Source organism: Streptomyces coeruleofuscus, from assembly GCF_039532725.1.
GTDB lineage: Bacteria > Actinomycetota > Actinomycetes > Streptomycetales > Streptomycetaceae > Streptomyces > Streptomyces coeruleofuscus.
Genome location: NZ_BAAASE010000001.1, coordinates 1,464,229 through 1,480,403, shown reverse-complemented (window position 1 = coordinate 1,480,403; position 16,175 = coordinate 1,464,229). Strand labels below are relative to the sequence as shown.

16 protein-coding genes are annotated in these 16,175 nt (G+C 72.5%); 11 read left to right on the top strand and 5 right to left on the bottom strand.

Translation table 11 applies throughout. From position 1 onward, the window contains the following. Nucleotides 1-138 precede the first annotated feature (138 nt). The 4 genes from ABFX81_RS06475 to ABFX81_RS06460 all read left to right on the top strand — a co-directional run bounded on the left by ABFX81_RS06475 (nucleotide 139) and on the right by ABFX81_RS06460 (nucleotide 4,572). The gene (locus ABFX81_RS06475; protein ID WP_086845984.1) at nucleotides 139-924 is read left to right on the top strand and encodes an ATP-binding cassette domain-containing protein; all 786 of its coding nucleotides are present in this window, start codon (nucleotides 139-141) and stop codon (nucleotides 922-924) included. A gap of 3 nt (nucleotides 925-927) precedes the next feature. Then, complete coding sequence (locus tag ABFX81_RS06470; RefSeq protein ID WP_086845982.1) at nucleotides 928-2,238, top strand: FtsX-like permease family protein; 1,311 nt, start codon at nucleotides 928-930, stop codon at nucleotides 2,236-2,238. 121 nt (nucleotides 2,239-2,359) lie between these two features. After that, nucleotides 2,360-3,217 (top strand): AAA family ATPase, encoded by an 858-nt coding sequence (locus ABFX81_RS06465; RefSeq protein WP_086845980.1) that lies wholly within the window; start codon nucleotides 2,360-2,362, stop codon nucleotides 3,215-3,217. Then, nucleotides 3,214-4,572, top strand: coding sequence for a VWA domain-containing protein (locus tag ABFX81_RS06460; protein WP_086845978.1), 1,359 nt, complete (start codon nucleotides 3,214-3,216; stop codon nucleotides 4,570-4,572). Before ABFX81_RS06465 ends, ABFX81_RS06460 begins: the two co-directional genes overlap by 4 nt. A 29-nt stretch (nucleotides 4,573-4,601) precedes the next feature. On the opposite strand, the gene ABFX81_RS06455 is transcribed toward ABFX81_RS06460, so the two are convergent. From ABFX81_RS06455 to ABFX81_RS06445, 3 genes are all read right to left on the bottom strand, one after another. Further along, nucleotides 4,602-4,961 carry a cupin domain-containing protein gene (locus tag ABFX81_RS06455; RefSeq protein ID WP_086845976.1) on the bottom strand — a complete coding sequence of 120 codons (360 nt, stop codon included), beginning with the start codon at nucleotides 4,959-4,961 and terminating at the stop codon, nucleotides 4,602-4,604. Between the two features lie 61 nt (nucleotides 4,962-5,022). After that, on the bottom strand, nucleotides 5,023-6,003 hold the full coding sequence (locus tag ABFX81_RS06450; RefSeq protein WP_086845974.1) for a pyridoxal-phosphate dependent enzyme: 981 nt from the start codon (nucleotides 6,001-6,003) through the stop codon (nucleotides 5,023-5,025). Next, complete coding sequence (locus ABFX81_RS06445; RefSeq protein ID WP_086845972.1) at nucleotides 6,000-6,692, bottom strand: PAS domain-containing protein; 693 nt, start codon at nucleotides 6,690-6,692, stop codon at nucleotides 6,000-6,002. The genes ABFX81_RS06450 and ABFX81_RS06445 overlap by 4 nt, the downstream gene beginning before the upstream one ends. Nucleotides 6,693-6,858: 166 nt before the next feature. On the opposite strand from ABFX81_RS06445, the gene ABFX81_RS06440 reads away from it, so the two are divergent. The 3 genes from ABFX81_RS06440 to ABFX81_RS06430 are packed head-to-tail and all read left to right on the top strand — an operon-like array spanning nucleotide 6,859 to nucleotide 9,499. Continuing rightward, nucleotides 6,859-7,779, top strand: a complete 921-nt coding sequence (locus tag ABFX81_RS06440) for a metal ABC transporter solute-binding protein, Zn/Mn family (RefSeq protein WP_346137735.1) — start codon at nucleotides 6,859-6,861, stop codon at nucleotides 7,777-7,779. Next, on the top strand, nucleotides 7,776-8,621 hold the full coding sequence (locus ABFX81_RS06435; RefSeq protein ID WP_086854524.1) for an ATP-binding cassette domain-containing protein: 846 nt from the start codon (nucleotides 7,776-7,778) through the stop codon (nucleotides 8,619-8,621). Before ABFX81_RS06440 ends, ABFX81_RS06435 begins: the two co-directional genes overlap by 4 nt. After that, the gene (locus ABFX81_RS06430) at nucleotides 8,618-9,499 is read left to right on the top strand and encodes a metal ABC transporter permease (protein WP_086854525.1); all 882 of its coding nucleotides are present in this window, start codon (nucleotides 8,618-8,620) and stop codon (nucleotides 9,497-9,499) included. The genes ABFX81_RS06435 and ABFX81_RS06430 overlap by 4 nt, the downstream gene beginning before the upstream one ends. A gap of 21 nt (nucleotides 9,500-9,520) precedes the next feature. Here ABFX81_RS06430 and ABFX81_RS06425 read toward each other — a convergent pair whose 3' ends face one another. Beyond that, nucleotides 9,521-9,754: an alpha/beta fold hydrolase gene (locus tag ABFX81_RS06425; protein ID WP_346137734.1), complete on the bottom strand. Its 234-nt coding sequence runs from the start codon at nucleotides 9,752-9,754 to the stop codon at nucleotides 9,521-9,523. Nucleotides 9,755-10,004: 250 nt separating this feature from the next. On the opposite strand from ABFX81_RS06425, the gene ABFX81_RS06420 reads away from it, so the two are divergent. Next, nucleotides 10,005-11,387 (top strand): FAD-binding protein, encoded by a 1,383-nt coding sequence (locus tag ABFX81_RS06420; protein WP_086854526.1) that lies wholly within the window; start codon nucleotides 10,005-10,007, stop codon nucleotides 11,385-11,387. 32 nt (nucleotides 11,388-11,419) lie between these two features. Continuing rightward, a complete protein-coding gene (locus ABFX81_RS06415) occupies nucleotides 11,420-12,229 on the top strand; it encodes an alpha/beta fold hydrolase (protein WP_086854527.1) in 810 nt (269 codons plus the stop codon). Between the two features lie 7 nt (nucleotides 12,230-12,236). Here ABFX81_RS06415 and ABFX81_RS06410 read toward each other — a convergent pair whose 3' ends face one another. Then, entirely contained in the window at nucleotides 12,237-13,076 is an 840-nt protein-coding gene (locus tag ABFX81_RS06410) for a (2Fe-2S)-binding protein (protein ID WP_086854528.1), read from the bottom strand. Nucleotides 13,077-13,239: 163 nt separating this feature from the next. Here ABFX81_RS06410 and ABFX81_RS06405 point away from each other — a divergent pair, with 163 nt between their 5' ends. Then, entirely contained in the window at nucleotides 13,240-14,412 is a 1,173-nt protein-coding gene (locus tag ABFX81_RS06405) for an ATP-grasp domain-containing protein (RefSeq protein WP_086854529.1), read from the top strand. Beyond that, nucleotides 14,409-16,151 carry an IucA/IucC family protein gene (locus tag ABFX81_RS06400; RefSeq protein WP_346137733.1) on the top strand — a complete coding sequence of 581 codons (1,743 nt, stop codon included), beginning with the start codon at nucleotides 14,409-14,411 and terminating at the stop codon, nucleotides 16,149-16,151. Before ABFX81_RS06405 ends, ABFX81_RS06400 begins: the two co-directional genes overlap by 4 nt. The last annotated feature ends 24 nt before the right edge of the window (nucleotides 16,152-16,175 follow it).

The following is a 16,175-nucleotide window of genomic DNA, read 5'->3' as shown; positions in this document are numbered from 1 at the left end:
CCCGCATGCCGTGTCCCGGGTCGCGGGGTGTCGCTGAGTACACCCCGCGATACGGGTTCTGCGGCCAGTGTGGCCGGGTCGCCTTCTCCGTAGCGTCGTCGGCGAGGCACAGGGCGTGCCGGACGAAGGGGGACGACGATGCTGCGCACCGGCTCACGACAGGACCAGGACCCGGGACCCGCCGCCGAGGCGCTGCGGCTGGTCAAGGTCACCAAGACCTACGGGAGCGCCGACAGTGCCGTGACCGCCCTGGACGGTGTGACGTTCGGGCTGGGGCGTGGCACGTTCACGGCGGTGATGGGGCCGTCCGGTTCCGGCAAGTCGACGCTGTTGCAGTGCGCGGCAGGCCTGGACCGGCCCGACAGCGGGATCGTGCGGGTCGACGGCACCGAGCTGACGGGCGGCGGCGAGGCCGAGCTGACGAGGTTCCGGCGCGGGCGGATCGGGTTCGTTTTCCAGCAGTACAACCTGCTGGAGACGCTGACCGTCGCGCAGAACACGGTGCTGCCGCTGAAGCTCGCGGGGCGGCGCGTGGACCGGCGGCGGGTCCGGGAGGTGCTGGCGTCCGTGGGGCTGGGCGACCGGCTCGGGCATCGACCGGACCAGTTGTCGGGCGGTCAGCGTCAGCGCGTCGCCATCGCGCGGGCGCTGGTCACCGAGCCACGGGTGATCTTCGCGGACGAGCCGACGGGCGCCCTGGACACGCGCAGTGCGCGGGACGTGCTGCGGCTGCTCCGGGAGGCGGTGCGGGAGCACGGCCGGACGGTGGTCATGGTGACGCACGACCCGGTCGCCGCCTCGTACGCCGGCAGCGTGCTGTTCCTCGCGGACGGCCGGCTGGCGGGCCGCATGGACGACCCGACGGCGGACGCGGTCGCCGAGCGGCTGGCGCACCTGGGCGACGACATGCCGGCGGGGGTGTGAGCCGTGTTCGTTCTCGCGATGCGGTCGATACGGCAGCGGCCCGGACGGTTCCTGGCGACCCTGCTGTCCGCGTTCCTGGGCGCGGTGATCATCATGACGTTCAACTCGATGCACGACACGGCCGGGCAGCCGGGCGTGGACCCGACGAGCGCGGAGACTTTGTCCACCGCCGCGGGTGTGGTCGGCGGCTACGGCACCCTGCTGGTGTTCTTCGCGATCGCCTCGACGCTGACGGTGAACGTGCGTCAGCGCACCGCCGAGATGGAGCTGTTGCGCTGTTCAGGGGCGACTCCGGCGCAGATCAAGCGGATGGTGGTGGGTGAGGCGGTGGCCGTGGCCCTGGTGGGCGCGGCCCTGGCGGTCGGACCGGCGATGTTCGGCGGCCGGGCGCTGCTCGACGTGTTCCGGGACAGCGGTCAGGTCGCCCGGTCCGTCGACCACTCCTTCGGCCCGGTGGCGTTTCAGTCCGGTGCCGGCATCACGCTGCTCGCCGCCGCGGGTGCCGCGTTCCTCGCCGTGCGGCGGGCTACGGGCGGGAGCCGGCGTCGGGGCCGGGCGCGGACGGTTCTCGCCTACGCGGCCCTGGTGGCCGGTGCCGTGTCGGTGACCTCGACGTTCGCGTTCTCGGCGACGGACGCGGCGCTGATGGCGCCGCCGGCGTACGGGGCGATCCTGCTGTCGGTCGGGTGCGCGCTGATGGCGCCGCGGCTGCTGGCGGGGGTGCTGGACCGGCTGCCGCTCGGCGGCGCGAGCGGCTGGCTGGCGGTGCGCAATCTGCGCGAGCGGGCCGGGCAGCTCGCCGGGATCCTCATGTCGCTGATCCTGTTCACCGCCGTCGCCACGGCGACGCTGACCATGCAGGCCGTGGAGAGCGACGCCGTCGCGGCCTCGGGAGCCGTGAAGTCGGTCGACGCGAAGAACCTCGAGACGCTCAACTTCACGGTCGTCGGCATCATCGTGGTCTTCGTCTGCGTGATGCTGGTCAACTCCCTGTACGCGGCGACCACGTACCGGAAGCGGGAGTTCGGGCAGCAGCGCCTCGCCGGGGCCACCCCCGGTCAGGTGCTGGGTGTGGTCGGGGCCGAGGGGCTGGTCCTGACGGTCACCGGCGTGTGCTTCGGCACGCTGGCGGCGCTGGCGGGGATCGTCCCGTTCACCGTGGTCCGCACCGACGCGGTGCTGCCGGACCAGGCGTTCGGCGTGTGGCTCGCGGTCGTGGCGGTCGCGGCGGCGGTGACGCTGGGGACGGGCCTGGCCACGGCCCGGCGGGTGCTGCGCACTCCCGCGGTGCGGGCGGTGGCGTCGGCGGCGTGATCGACGACACGGCCGGGGGCCGGCCGCTTCGGCGGCCGACCCCCGTGACAGCGTCGCTGAACAAGCGCTTAGATAGGTACTCCTGTCAGCCCGCTGCCGCCGCCGACCTGGGAGGCCCCCGTTGTTCACATCCGTCGACGACGTCTCCGCACGTCTGGCCGAGACCGGCTATCTCGCCTCGCCCGCCGTCGCCACGACCGTCTTCCTCGCCGACCGGCTGGGCAAGCCGCTGCTGGTGGAGGGGCCGGCAGGCGTCGGCAAGACGGAGCTCGCCAAGGCCGTCGCCCAGGTGGGAGGGGCGCGACTGGTGCGCCTTCAGTGCTACGAAGGGGTCGACGAATCCCGGGCGCTGTACGAGTGGAACCACGCCAAGCAGCTCCTGCGCATCAGCGCGGGCCGCGACGAGACGTGGGACGAGACGCGCACGGACATCTTCAGCGAGGAGTTCCTGCTCACACGGCCGCTGCTGACCGCCATCCGGGGCGACGACCCGAAGGTGCTGCTGATCGACGAGACCGACAAGGCGGACGTCGAGGTGGAGGGCCTGCTCCTGGAAGTGCTCAGCGACTTCCAGGTGACCGTGCCCGAGCTGGGCACCATCACCGCGAGGCGCCGCCCCTTCGTCGTCCTCACCTCGAACGCGAGCCGGGAACTGTCCGAGGCGCTGCGCCGCCGCTGCCTCTTCCTCCACATCGGCTTCCCCGAGGAGGAGCTGGAGCGCCGCATCGTACGGCTGAGGGTGCCGGGGCTCGACGAGGCGCTGGCCCGCTCGGTCGTCCGGGTCGTGGGCGCGCTGCGGGCGATGGACCTGCGCAAGGTGCCGTCGGTCGCCGAGACCATCGACTGGGCGCGCACGCTGCTCGCGCTCGGCGCGGACTCCCTGGACGAGACGGTCGTGCGGGCCACCCTCGGCGTGCTCCTCAAGCACCAGGACGACGTGCTCAAGGCGACCGCCAAGCTCGACCTGGACGCCCTGTGACCACGCCGACGGGCGTCGCGGAACGGCTGACGTCCCTGGTCGGGGCGCTGCGCGCGCACGGCGTCCGGATCGGCACCGGCGAGACGGTCGACGCGGCGCGGGCGGTCGAGGCACTCGGCCTCGCGGACCGGGAGCTGCTGCGCGAGGGGCTCGCGGCGACTCTGCTGCACGGCACCGGGCAGCGGCAGGTGTTCGACCCGGTCTTCGACCTGTACTTCCCGCGCGGCGTCGGCGGCCCGCAGCAGCGGGCCGCGGGCCGGGAGAATCTGCGCGACCGGCTGGCGGCCGCACTCGCCGCCGACGACCGGGCGCTGCTGGGCCGGCTCGCGGTCGAGGCGGTCGAGGGTTTCGGCGGTTACGGTTCCGCGCCGGAGTCGGACGGCTGGTCGTCGTACCAGACGCTGGAACGGCTGCGCCCGCAGACCCTGCTGGCCCGGGTCCGCGACGACGTGCGCGGCCGGGGCGGGATTGAGGGGTTCGCGGACCGGCTGCTGGAGGACGAGATCCGGCGGCGTATCGAGAGCTTCCGCGCGCTGGTGGCCGCGGAGGCGCGGCGCCGGGTCGCCGAGCGGCGCGGCCGGGACGAGATCGCCCGGCGGGCGGTGGCCCCGACCGCCGACCAGGTGGACTTCCTGTTCGCCGGGAAGGCCCGGCTGGCCGAGCTGCGCCGGACCGTGCAGCCGCTCGCCCGCAAGCTCGCGACCCGGCTCGCGGCCCGGCGCCGCCGCGCCTCCCGGGGCTCGATCGACCTGCGGCGGACCCTGCGCGGTTCACTGTCGACGGGCGGCGTGCCGATGAAGCCGGTGCTGCGCAGACGACGGCCCGTCCGCCCCGAACTGGTGCTGCTGTGCGATGTGTCGGGGTCGGTCTCCGGCTTCTCGGACTTCACGATGCTGCTGGTGCAGGCGCTGCACGACCAGTTCAGCAAGGTGCGGGTGTTCGCCTTCGTCAACCGGATCGACGAGGTGACCGGACTCCTCCGGCACGGCACCGCGGACCCGGAAGGGCTCGGTGCCCGTATCGAGGCGGAGGCCACGCTGACGGGCTGGCACGGCAGCAGCGACTACGGCATGGCGCTGGGCGAGTTCGCGGAGCGCTACGTCGACGCGGTCGGCCCGCGCACGACCGTGTTCGTCCTCGGGGACGCCCGCACGAACATGAGCGACCCGAACCTGCCGGCCCTGCGGCAGATCGCCGGACGGGCCCGCCGCGTCTACTGGCTGAACCCCGAGCAGCGCTCGCGCTGGGGCACGGGCGATTCCGCCGCACCCGCCTACGCCGAGCTGGTCGAGATGCACGAGTGCCGCACGGCCCGGCAGCTGAGCGCGCTGGTGGGGCGGCTGCTGCCGGTGTGATCAGGCGGCCCGTACGAAGGACGGCGAGGCTAGTCCTTCTTGGCGTACTCCTTGGCCATGCTGCCCGCGAAGTCGTGGACCACGCACTGCTCGTCGCCGACGACCCAGGCGTCGTGGCCGGGCGGGCAGACGAACACGTCGCCGGGTCCCACCTCGCTTTCCGCTCCGTCGTCCATGCGGATGCGCATACGGCCCGATACGACGTAGCCGTTGTGGTGGATCTGACAGCTGTCGGTCCCGGCGATCGGAGCCACGGACTCGGACCAGCGCCAGCCTGGTTCGAACGTGGCCACGGCGAAGTCCAGACCCGTCATGTGGACGGCTTCCAGATGGCCTCGGGGGTAGTCGCGCCGCTCGTCCGGCTTGTCGATCGTCTTCACCTCAAGCATGACGCTCCTCCTCCGTGAGGGGTGTGCTTCCATCGTCCGTCCGTCGAGCGGGCCGCGCCATTCAGCGGGTACCGGTGCCGCAGAGCCGGGCGAAGCGCTCGGCGTCGATGTTGCCGCCGGAGACGATGACGCCGACGCGGCGCGGGAGAGGGCCCGCGCGGCCGGTGAGCAGGGCGGCCAGCGGGGTGGCGCCGCTCGGCTCGACGACGATCTTCAGGCGTTCGAAGGCGAACCGCATCGCGTCCCTGATCTCGTCGTCGGTGACCAGGACGACGTCGTCGACGAGCCGCCGGTTGACGGAGAAGGTGAGCTCGCCGGGTGTGTGCAGGGCCTGTCCGTCGGCGATGGTGTGCGGCACCGGGATGCTGACGCGCCGGCCCGCCTCCAGCGAGCGCTTGGTGTCGTCCCCGGCCTCCGGTTCGACGCCGATCATCCGGATGTCCGGGTGCAGGCCCTTGGCCACCGTGGCACTGCCGGCCATGAGCCCGCCGCCGCCGACCGGGGTGAGCAGCGCCCCCAACTCCCCTGCTTCTTCGAGCAGCTCCAGTGCGGCCGTGCCCTGCCCGGCCATGATGTGCGGATGCTCGTACGGCGGGATGACGGTGAGCCCCCGCTCGGCGGCCAGGGCCTCGGCGATGGCGACGCGGTCGCCGGTGTAGCGGTCGTAGGTGACGATCTCGGCGCCGTAGCCGGCGGTGGCCGCCCGCTTGGACGGCGGGGCGTCCTCCGGCATGACGATCACGGCGGTGGTGCCGAGTTCGCGGGCGGCCAGGGCGACGGCCTGGGCGTGGTTGCCGGAGGAGTAGGCGGCGATGCCCCGGGAGAGCTGGTCGGGGGTGAGGCGGGAGGCGGCGTTGTAGGCGCCGCGGAACTTGAAGGCGCCGACGCGCTGGAAGTTCTCGCACTTGAGGTGGATCTCGGCGCCGGCGAGCGCGTCCAGGGTGCGGGAGCGCAGGACGGGCGTGCGGTGGGCGACGCCCTGGAGCCGGGCGGCGGCGTCCCTGACGTCGTCGAGGGTGACCGGTGGGGTGGTGGTCGTCACGCTTGTCCTCCAGCGGAAGTGTCGGAAGCCGTGCCGTGGGCGGCCCGGGCCTGGGAGAGGTAGTTGTAGGCGGAGGCGCGGGAGATGCCGAGCCGGGCGGCGACCTGCTCGACCGCGCCGCGCACGGCGAAGACCCCGCGTGCGTCCAGGCCGCCGAACAGCTCCAGGCGCTCCGCGCGGCCGAGCTCCGCCCAGCTGCCCCGCTGTTTCGACTGGTGGGCGTCGACGAGGGCGTCGACCACGGAGTCGATGTCGTTGCCGAAGGTGGTGGTCGGCAGCTCCGCGGGGGCCGCGCCGAGTCCGGCGAGGGCGCCGAGCAGGCCGTGGACCTGGCTGACGGCGCTGACGTCCACGTTGACGCAGAGCGCGCCGAACACGGCTCCCGTGGAGTCCCGCAGCACCATCGTGGAGGACTTCACCAGTGTCCCGTTCCGGGTGCGGGTGACGTAGTTCAGTTCGTCGGCCGCCTCGTCCCCGTGGGCGAGGACGCGCATCCCGATCTCGCTCATCGCGCCGCCCACCGTCCGCCCGGTCACCGATCCGGCCACGGCGACGACCGACTTCTCCGGGTTCCGGTAGTCGTGCAGTACGACTTCGCAGAGCGGTCCGAAGGTCGTGGCGATCCCGTCGACGACCGGTGTCAGCGCGGCGAGGATCGCGTCCCGTTCCGCTGCCAGAGTCTCTCGCATGGATTTAGACTACACGTCCAAGAGTTGGACCGACAGTCCAGTCGGCCTGTTCAACAACTGGCAATGGTTTTCACATGACTTCGGCCAGAATCTGCTCTTGACATTCATTCCCATCTAGCGTGGCGCCTGCCTGCCATCCCGTCCGCACATCCGTCATGGAGGAGCCATGCCCCTGTCCACGTCCCGCCGCCTGGCGCTGCTGACCGGCGCGTCACTGGCCCTTCTCGCGGGCTGCGGCAGCTCGTCGGACTCCGCCGACGCCGGGAGCGCCTCGGCGAAGGTGCCCGTGGTCGCCTCCACGAACGTCTACGGCGACATCGTGCGGAGCATCGGCGCCGACAAGGTCGACGTCACCTCGGTCATCAGCGACCCCGACCAGGACCCGCACTCCTACGAGGCCGACACACAGAACCAGCTGGCCCTGTCCAAGGCGAAGGTCGTCGTCGAGAACGGCGGCGGCTACGACGACTTCGTCGACCGCATGCTGAAGAGCGGCCACAACGACTCCGCCCAGGTGATCGACGCGGTGCGGGTCTCCGGCAAGACCGCGCCGAAGGGCGGCGAGCTGAACGAGCACGTCTGGTACGACTTCCCCACCGTCGCCCGCGTCGCCGACCGCATATCCGCGGCCCTCGCCAAGGCCGACCCGGCCGACGCGGCCGCCTTCAGGAAGAACGCCACCGCCTTCAAGGCCGAGCTCACGCCCTTGGAGGCGAAGGAGGCACGGATCAGGAAGGAGCACGGCGGTGAGGCGGTGGCGATCACCGAGCCCGTGCCGCTGTACATGACCGAGGCGAGCGGCCTGGTGAACAGGACGCCCGCGGCGTTCAGCGAGGCGATCGAGGAGGGCGACGACGTCTCGCCCCGGATCCTCCAGGAGAGTCTGGCCCTGTTCACCGGCAGGAAGGTCGAGGTGCTCGTCTACAACGAGCAGACCTCCGGCCCGCAGACCGAGAAGTCCGAGGCGGCGGCCAAGGCGGCCGGCATCCCCGTCGTGCCCGTCACCGAGACCCTGCCGAAGGGCGAGGACTACCTCGGCTGGATGACCGCCAACGTCGACGCGCTCGCGAGCGCGCTGGCCAAGTGACCACGGTGCCCGGGCAGGACGGCACTCCTGTCGTCAGCCTGCGCGGCGCCGCCCTGTCGTACGGCGACCGCACGGTGTGGAGCGGCCTCGACCTCGACGTACGGCCCGGGGAGTTCCTGGCCGTGCTGGGGCCGAACGGAGCGGGCAAGACCAGCTTCGTACGGGCGCTGCTGGGCCGTCGGCCGCTGTCCGCCGGGACGCTGACCGTCCTCGGCCGGCCCGCTCGCGAGGCCGCCCGGCACATCGGTTACGTCCCGCAGCAGGCGGCGCTGTCCGTGCAGGCCCTGCTGCGCGCCCGGGACCTCGTGCGGTTCGGCATCGACGGGCACCGCTTCGGGCCGCGCCCGCGCACCGGCGCGGTCCGCCGCCGGGTGGACGAGATCCTCGAGTCGGTCGGGGCCGCGGCCTACGCCGACGTCCCGCTCGGGATGCTGTCCGGCGGCGAACGGCAACGCGTACGCATCGGTCAGGCCCTGGCGACCGACCCGCGCGTCCTGCTGTGCGACGAGCCGCTGCTGTCGCTCGACCTGAACCACCAGCGGGCCGTCACCGGGCTGATCGACGCCCGGCGCCGCTCCCACGGCACGGCGGTCGTCTTCGTGACCCACGAGATCAATCCGGTGCTGGGGATGGTCGACCGGGTGCTGTACCTGGCACCCGGCGGCCACCGGGTCGGCACCCCGGACGAGGTGCTGACGTCCGAGTCGCTGTCCCGGCTCTACGACACGCAGGTCGACGTGGTGCGCGTGCGGGGCCGGGTCGTCGTCGCCGGGGCCCCCGACGAGCCCGCCGCGCCGCCCCACCATCCGGGACATCACGAGACGGACGGAGTGCGCGCATGACGCTCGCCGACGGGGTCTGGCAGCAGATCTTCGACTTCACCGACTACGGCGAGCTGCTGGCCCTGGTCCGCAACTCCCTCATCGCCGGCGTGGCACTCGGTCTCGTGGGCGGGCTGGCCGGGGTCTTCGTCCTGATGCGGGACCTGCCGTTCGCGGTGCACGGCATCAGCGAGCTGTCGTTCGCGGGCGCGTCGGCCGCCCTGCTGCTGGGCGTCAACATCGTGGCGGGCTCGATCGCCGGTTCGCTCCTCGCGGCCGGCGCCATCGGGGTGCTGGGGACCCGGGCCCGGGACCGCAACTCGGTGATCGGCATCATCATGCCGTTCGGGCTGGGCCTCGGCGTGCTCTTCCTCGCCCTCTACAAGGGCCGGGCGGCCAACAAGTTCGGCCTGCTCACGGGTCAGATCGTCGCCGTGGACACCCCGCAGATGTCGTGGCTGCTCGGCACGTCCGTGCTGGTGCTGATCGCTCTGGCGGTCATATGGCGTCCGCTGACCTTCGCCAGCACGGACCCGGATGTGGCTCAGGCACGCGGGGTGCCGGTGCGTGCGCTGTCCTTCGCGTTCATGCTGGTGCTCGGGCTCGCGGTCGCCCTGTCGGTGCAGGTCGTCGGCGCGCTGCTGGTGCTCACGCTGGTCGTCACCCCGGCCGCGGCCGCCGCCCGCGTCACCGCCTCGCCGGTGCTGCTGCCCGTCCTGAGCGTGCTGTTCGCCGTGGCCTCGATCGAGGGAGGCATTCTGCTCGCACTGGGCAGCAGCATCCCCATCAGCCCCTATGTCACGACGATCTCGTTCGGCGTCTACGCGGTGTGCCGGCTGGCCGGGACGTACCGGGCCCGGCGGTGGGGGGCGCGGCGGACGGCTGTGGGGGCGGCGTGACGCGCTGATCGGCGGCAACCGCTACGGGGCCGTGGATTCCGCCGAGTCGAGGGCGATGGCTCCGGCGGGGCCGAGGGTGTCGAGCAGCGCGGCCAGGTCGTCCGCCATCCCGGCGGGTGTGTTGCCCTCGTCCCGTACCTCCGAGCAGCCGTGCCCTGGCAGGTGGGGCACGATCACCGGGAAGTGTCCGGCCAGGGCCTCGGCGTGCGGGGACCGCTCACGGCCGTCCCCGCCCCAGCCGTGCACCAGGAGCACGGCAGGGCGCCGGCGGCGCCGAGCGTCGTGCTGAAGTGGCGGACGCGGCGGGGGCCAGGCATGGGCTTCTCGTTCTTCGGCGACAGGGCAGTCGTCGTACGTGCGCAGGTGGAGGGGCGCGCCGCCCACCAGCCTGGCGGCCGACCAGCATGATCGCGCCCGCGAGCGGTACGCCGCCGGACATGCGTCGCCCTGCCGTCGGCGCGAGGCTGGTCATGTGAGCACGGTCGGGCGTCGCGAGGAGATCGTCATGCACAGCGCCACTCTGGAAGACATGCGGACGACATTGCGGGGGCCGGTCATAGGCCCGCGGGACGCCGAGTACGACCAGGCCCGCAAGATCTACAACGCGATGATCGACAAACGCCCCGCCGCGATCGTCCGGTGCGCGGACGCCGCGGACGTCATGGCCGCGGTGACCTTCGTCCGCGAGCACGGTCTGGAACTCGCCGTACGGGGCGGCGGGCACAGCGGCCCGGGCCTGTGCCTGGTGGACGACGGCGTGACCATCGACCTCTCGCCCATGCGCGGGGTGCGCGTCGACCCGGCCGCGAAGACCGCGCAGGCCGGCGGGGGAAGCCAGCTCGGCGACCTGGACCACGCCACGCACGCCTTCGGCCTCGCCACTCCCACGGGCATCATCTCCATGACGGGCGTCGCAGGCCTGACCCTCGGCGGCGGACACGGTTATCTCACCCGCAAGTACGGCCTGACCGCGGACAATCTGATCAGCGCGGACGTCGTGCTGGCCGACGGCAGCTTCGTCACCGCGAACGCGACCGAACACCCGGATCTGTTCTGGGCGTTGCGTGGTGGCGGCGGCAACTTCGGCATCGCTACGTCCCTCACCTACCGGCTCCACCCGGTGGACACGGTCGGGGGCGGGGTGACCGTCTGGCCGGTCGAGCACACCCGCGAAGTGCTGACGTGGTACCGCGAGTTCCTCCCCCAGGCGCCGGAGGACGTGTACGGGTTCTTCACCGTCTTCGTCGTCCCGCCCGGACCACCCTTCCCCGAGGAGATCCACAGGCAGAAGGTGTGCGGCATCGTGTGGTGCCACACCGGCGATCCCGACCGGCTCGACGAGGCTCTCTCCGTGGTCCAGGAGCCCGGCTCGCCGGCCTTCCACTTCGCGTCACCGATGCCCTATGTCGCGCTGCAGGGCCTGTTCGACGAACTGATCCCGACCGGCTACCAGTGGTACTGGCGCGGCGACTTCTTCGACCACATCCCCGACGCCGCCCTGGACGTCCACCTCAAGTACGGCGAGAACAATCCGACGCAGCTCTCGCTGATGCACCTCTACCCCGTCGACGGAGCCGCCCACCGGGTGGGCCCGGACGACACCGCGTGGAGCTACCGGGACGCCGTCTGGTCCGGCGTCTTCGCGGGTGTCGATCCCGATCCGGCCAACGCCGGGATCATCAGGCAGTGGTGCGTCGGCTACCAGGAAGAGCTGCACCCGTACTCCATGGGCGGCTCATACGTGAACTTCATGGGCACGGGAGAGGGCCAGGAACGGGTCCGGGCGACATACCGTGACCACTACGACAGGCTCGCCCGGGTCAAGCGGACGTACGACCCGGACAACCTGTTCCACGCCAACCAGAACATCGCGCCGGCGCAGGAGTGACGACCACGAGTCCTCGTTCCAGGAGGCCGACCATGGGACAAGTCATCGACGCCGACGGTGTGGAGCTCTGGGTCGAACGACGGGGTCAGGGACCGGACGTCCTGCTCATCTCGGGGCTGGGGGACCCGGCCGAGGCCTGGCAGCCGCAGCTCGACGGGCTCGCGGACCGCTACCGGCTCACGGCCTTCGACAACCGTGGCGCCGGGCGTACGCCACTGCCCGAGGGACCGCTCTCTCTGGCGCGGATGGCCGGCGACGCTTCGGCACTGCTCCGGGCGCTCCAGGTACCGGCCGCCCACATCGCCGGTTTCTCCGGGGGCAGCTTCATCGCCCAGGAGCTGGCGCTCCGCCATCCCGGCGTGGTCCGCAGTCTCGTCCTCATGAGCACGATGGCTCGCCCGGACCCCTACTTCCGCTCCATGACGCGCTACTGGCACTGGATGGTCGAGCACGCCCCGGACGAACGCGCCATGCTCGAGGCGTTCTTCCTGTGGATCTACACGCCCCGCGCCCACGCCGACGGCATGGTCGACAGGTTCGTCGAGGAGGCGCTCGCCTTCGAACACCCGCAGTCCGTCGAGAACTTCCAGCGCCAGCTCGCGGCGTTCACCGACCACGACGCGCTCGACCGTCTCGGCCGGATCACCGCGCCGGCCCTCGTCCTCGCCGGCGAACTCGACCTCGCCACGCCGCCGCGCCTCGGCCGCGTGGTCGCGGACAGCATCCCGGACGCCGAGTTCGAAGTACTGCCCGGGGAGGCCCATCAGCCCTTCCAGGAGGTGCCGGACGTGTTCAACGCCCGGGTCGACGCGTTCTGGCGTGAGGTGGAGTCGCGAGGCTGACGACTCGTCAGGACTCCAGTCGGCGCAGTCGTTCCGCGTCGCAGGTGCGGGGGCAGGTGGCGCAGGCCTCGTCGGGGCGGATGGCGTAGTAGAGGCAGCAGCCCGTGCGGGTGCGGGTCGGATGGTGGCGGCCGTCGGTGCCGGCCAGGAGGCGGAAGTCCGCTCCGGCGGGGTAGGGACTGACGGGTTCGGGGAGCAATGCGGTGACGGCGCGTACGGCGTCGTCCTCGCGGCCGAGGGTGCGGCCCAGGTACCAGATCCCGGAGACGAGATCGTCGCCGACCATGCCCCACAGGGCGCGCGGGCCTCGGCGTACGGCGGGGCCGAGGGCGGTGAGCAGCGGGCGCATGTGGTCCGCGACCGCGGCGCGCAGCTCGGCGCGCAGGGCCTCCTCGTCCGCGACGGTGACCGCCCCGGGCAGCGTGGCGACGGGGTCGCCCGGCAGACAGGCGACGCGGGGCTCGGGCGTGATCGCGTACGTCCCGGTCGCGAGGTCCACGCCCACCGACTGGGGGCGTACGCGGGGCACGCGGCGCTCCAGGTACCACACGCCGCTCATCAGCAGGGCGATCGACCAGGCGTAGTCGTGCAGGGCGCGTGAGGCGGCGACGTGGGGCCGCGGGGTGTGCCCGTGGCGCGTGCGGATGCGGGTCGCCTCGGCTTCCACGAAGGCGTCGAGGGATTGCTGATTCGATGCCAGTTCATCGGCCGACAGCACGTGTTGGCCGGCAGCCGTCCGGGGGTCCGCGACCTCGACGTCCAGCGCCTCGCAGACGCCGGTCAGTCGCCGGTAGGCGGCGGTGAGGACGGAGGCGAGGGCCGGCGGTGACTCCAGGACAGTGCGCATCGATCACTCCTACGGGCAGTTGCAACCCGTGGTTGGATAGGTAAGGCTAACCTAAGGTACAAGATCGTCGGCGTGCTGGTGAACGTCCGCCGATCAAGGGCCGTCCTTGTCACAGGGGTCCCGCGGCACGCCGTTCGACCCCGCCCCCTCCCGGAAGACCGCCATGCGCCTGTACCTTCTCGCCCTGAACCCGACCGACTCCGTCACCGAGGGTTTCCTGCCCGCCGCCGCCCGGCTGGGCCTGGACGTCACCGTTCTCACCGACCAGCCCGGCCCACACCGGAGAACCTGCCCGGACATCGAGGTTCTGGAGTGTGACGTGCGGGACTTCCGGGCCGTCGTGGCGCGCGTGTCGGGCCGTCACCGTCCCGACGCGGTCTTCACCAACAGCGACCACCTCCAGACCCAGGCCGCCCTGGCCGCCGCCTACTTCGGCCTGCCGGGCAAGGACTGGCGCGCCGCCCTGCGCTGCAAGGACAAGGCGGAGATGCGCCGCAGGCTGGCCGCCGCCGGAGTGGACACCGTCTGGTCGGCCGAACTCACCGAACCGGCCCCGCTCGACGCGCCCTACCCGTGTGTCGTCAAGCCCCGCGAGGGCGTGGCCAGCGAGGACGTGGTCCTCGTCGACGGCCCGGAGGACCTGGTGACCCGCGTCAAGGAGATCCTGGACCGCCGTCCCCGCACCACCCTGGTGGTCGAGGAGTACCTCCCCGGCGAGCTGCACACGCTGGAGACCCTGGGCGACGGCCGCGTCCGCCACGTCCTGGGCGGCTTCCGCACCGAACTGTCCCCGCCGCCGCACTTCGTCGAGGAACGCCTCACCTTCGTCCCGGCCCACCCCGAGCCGGTCGTGACGCAGGTCCTCGGTCAACTCGACGCGCTCGGCGTCGGATTCGGCGCCTGTCACACCGAGTTCGTGGTGCACGAGGGCCGGGCACGGATCATCGAGGTGAACTACCGGGCCATCGGCGACCAGTGCGACCTGCTGCTCGCCCGGCTCCTCGGCATCCCGCTGTTCGAGCTCGTCCTCGGCACGCACCTGGGCGAACCGCTCCCCGCCGACCTGGGTGCCCGCCGCGACGGCGCCGCCCTCGTGGAATACCCGTGCGCCGACCGGGCCGGAACCCTGACCGACGCCCCGGACGCCGCCGACCTCACCGTCGACGGTGTGCGTCTGACGTACCGTCCGCTGCGGGCCGTGGGCGAGCGACACGGGCTGTACCGCACCAACCGGGACTACTTGGGCGTCCTGCGGGCCACCGGCACCGACCAGGAGACCGTCAACCGTGTGGCGGCCGATTTCCTGGCCGCCTGCCGCTGGGAGATCCAGGCGTGACCGTATCGCCGCCCCCGCCGGACACCTGCGCGGCCGGGCTTCTCACCCGGGTGCTGAGCGCCCTCCTGCGCGAGGACGTCGTCGGACTGCGCTCCCGGAGCACCCTCGTCCACCGCCCGGACGGACCCTGGCTGCGGCGCGCCGCCGGGTCCGACGCGCTGCTGCTGCCCGTCGCCGAGGACGGTTTCCAGTGCGCGTACGCCGCGCGGCTGCCGCTCCTGCGCCGCGCGTCGGACGGCGCCGAGCTGACGTCGTACGGCGACGTGCTGGGCGTGCTGCGGGCGCTCGCCGAGCCCGAGGACCGGGCCGGCTTCGACGCCTTCGCCGAGGAGTGCAGGCAGACACTGGCCACACTGCGGCTGCACGCCGACACGCGCGCTGGCATCGCGGCAGAGCTGATCTCCCGCCACGGGGCCGACCCAGCGTGCTGGACGGGCCTGGACGCCGGTCTGGCCTTCGACGCGCTCGCCGCCCGGCAGGACCATCCGGTGTACCCGACCGGGCGCGGCCGGGCGGGACTGGCGGAGGAGCAACTGCGGTCGTACGCACCCGAGTTCCATCCACGGTTCCGGCTGCGCTGGCTCGCCGTGCCCCGGGACGCGGTCCATGTGGCGGGCACTCTCCCGGAGTCGTGGCCCACGCCCGCGCGGCTCGGTCTGGCCGGGCTGGAGGGCACGCACCTCGCCCTGCCGGTGCACCCGCTGACCGTCGGCCCTCCGCTCGACGAGGCGTTACGGGCGACCGGCCTGCGCGGGCGAGCGGTACTGGCCGAGCGCGGCGGCCTCGACGTCGTACCGACCCTGTCGATGCGCACGGTGGCCACGGCGGCGGATCCGGCGCTGCATCTCAAACTTCCCCTGGCGACCTCGTCATTGGGGCTGCGCAACAAGCGGTCCGTCAAGCCCGGCACGCTCGTCGACGGGGCCGTCGGGCAACGGCTGGTCCAGCGGATCGTCGCCCGCGAGCCGCGTTTCCGGGACACGATCCTGCACGCCGACGAGACGACGTACGCCCACGCGGGTCACGAACTGCTGGCCGTGCTGTGCCGCCGCTACCCCGCCGGTCTCGCGGACTCGGTCGTCGTACCGATGGCGGCGCTGCTCGCCGAGGCGCCGGACGGGCGGCTGGTCATCGACCATCTCGCCGACCGCTTCCACGGCGGCGACCCGCTCGCGCTGCTCGACGCCTGCCTGACCCTGCTGTTCGACTGGCAGACCACACTGTTCGGGTACGGCGTCGCGCTGGAGTCGCACCAGCAGAACGTCTCACTGGTCCTGCGGCCGGGCAGCCTCCGGCTGCTGTTCAAGGACAACGACGGGCCACGCGTGAACACGCGGCGGCTGCGCGCCCGGCTGCGCGCCCGGCTGCCCGGGGCGTGGGAGTTCGACGACGCGCGGGTCCTCGGCACGGACGACGGGCCGGTGGCCGACCTGTTCACCACGATCACCGTCCATCTGTGCGCGGGCGCCTACGCGTTCGGCCTCGCCCGGCACCGGCGCGCCCCGCTGCCGGTGCTGCTGCGGCTGGTGCGTGAACGGCTGGCCGAGGCCGTGGCACGGCTCGGGGGCGAGGCGGGGGACGTCCTGCGCGCCCGGGTGCTCGACGCGCCGGAGCTGCCCGTGAAGGCGATGGTCACGGCCGGAACGCTGCTGAGCAAGCAGCGGTCGGGCGCCGCCGACATCAACAAGCACTACACCACCGGCCCCAATTACCTGCTGCCCTCCCGGAGCACGTCATGACAGCCGTGAGCCGCAGCCGCACCG

Excerpts from the sequence above, each read along its gene's own strand:
- ABFX81_RS06440 (WP_346137735.1), top strand. The coding sequence starts at position 6,859 with ATGCCCCTGTCCACGTCCCGCCGCCTGGCGCTGCTGACCGGCGCGTCA.
- ABFX81_RS06405 (WP_086854529.1), top strand. The coding sequence starts at position 13,240 with ATGCGCCTGTACCTTCTCGCCCTGAACCCGACCGACTCCGTCACCGAG.
- ABFX81_RS06455 (WP_086845976.1), bottom strand. The coding sequence starts at position 4,961 with ATGCTTGAGGTGAAGACGATCGACAAGCCGGACGAGCGGCGCGACTAC.
- ABFX81_RS06430 (WP_086854525.1), top strand. The coding sequence starts at position 8,618 with ATGACGCTCGCCGACGGGGTCTGGCAGCAGATCTTCGACTTCACCGAC.
- ABFX81_RS06415 (WP_086854527.1), top strand. The coding sequence starts at position 11,420 with ATGGGACAAGTCATCGACGCCGACGGTGTGGAGCTCTGGGTCGAACGA.
- ABFX81_RS06420 (WP_086854526.1), top strand. The coding sequence starts at position 10,005 with ATGCACAGCGCCACTCTGGAAGACATGCGGACGACATTGCGGGGGCCG.
- ABFX81_RS06410 (WP_086854528.1), bottom strand. The coding sequence starts at position 13,076 with ATGCGCACTGTCCTGGAGTCACCGCCGGCCCTCGCCTCCGTCCTCACC.
- ABFX81_RS06475 (WP_086845984.1), top strand. The coding sequence starts at position 139 with ATGCTGCGCACCGGCTCACGACAGGACCAGGACCCGGGACCCGCCGCC.
- ABFX81_RS06445 (WP_086845972.1), bottom strand. The coding sequence starts at position 6,692 with ATGCGAGAGACTCTGGCAGCGGAACGGGACGCGATCCTCGCCGCGCTG.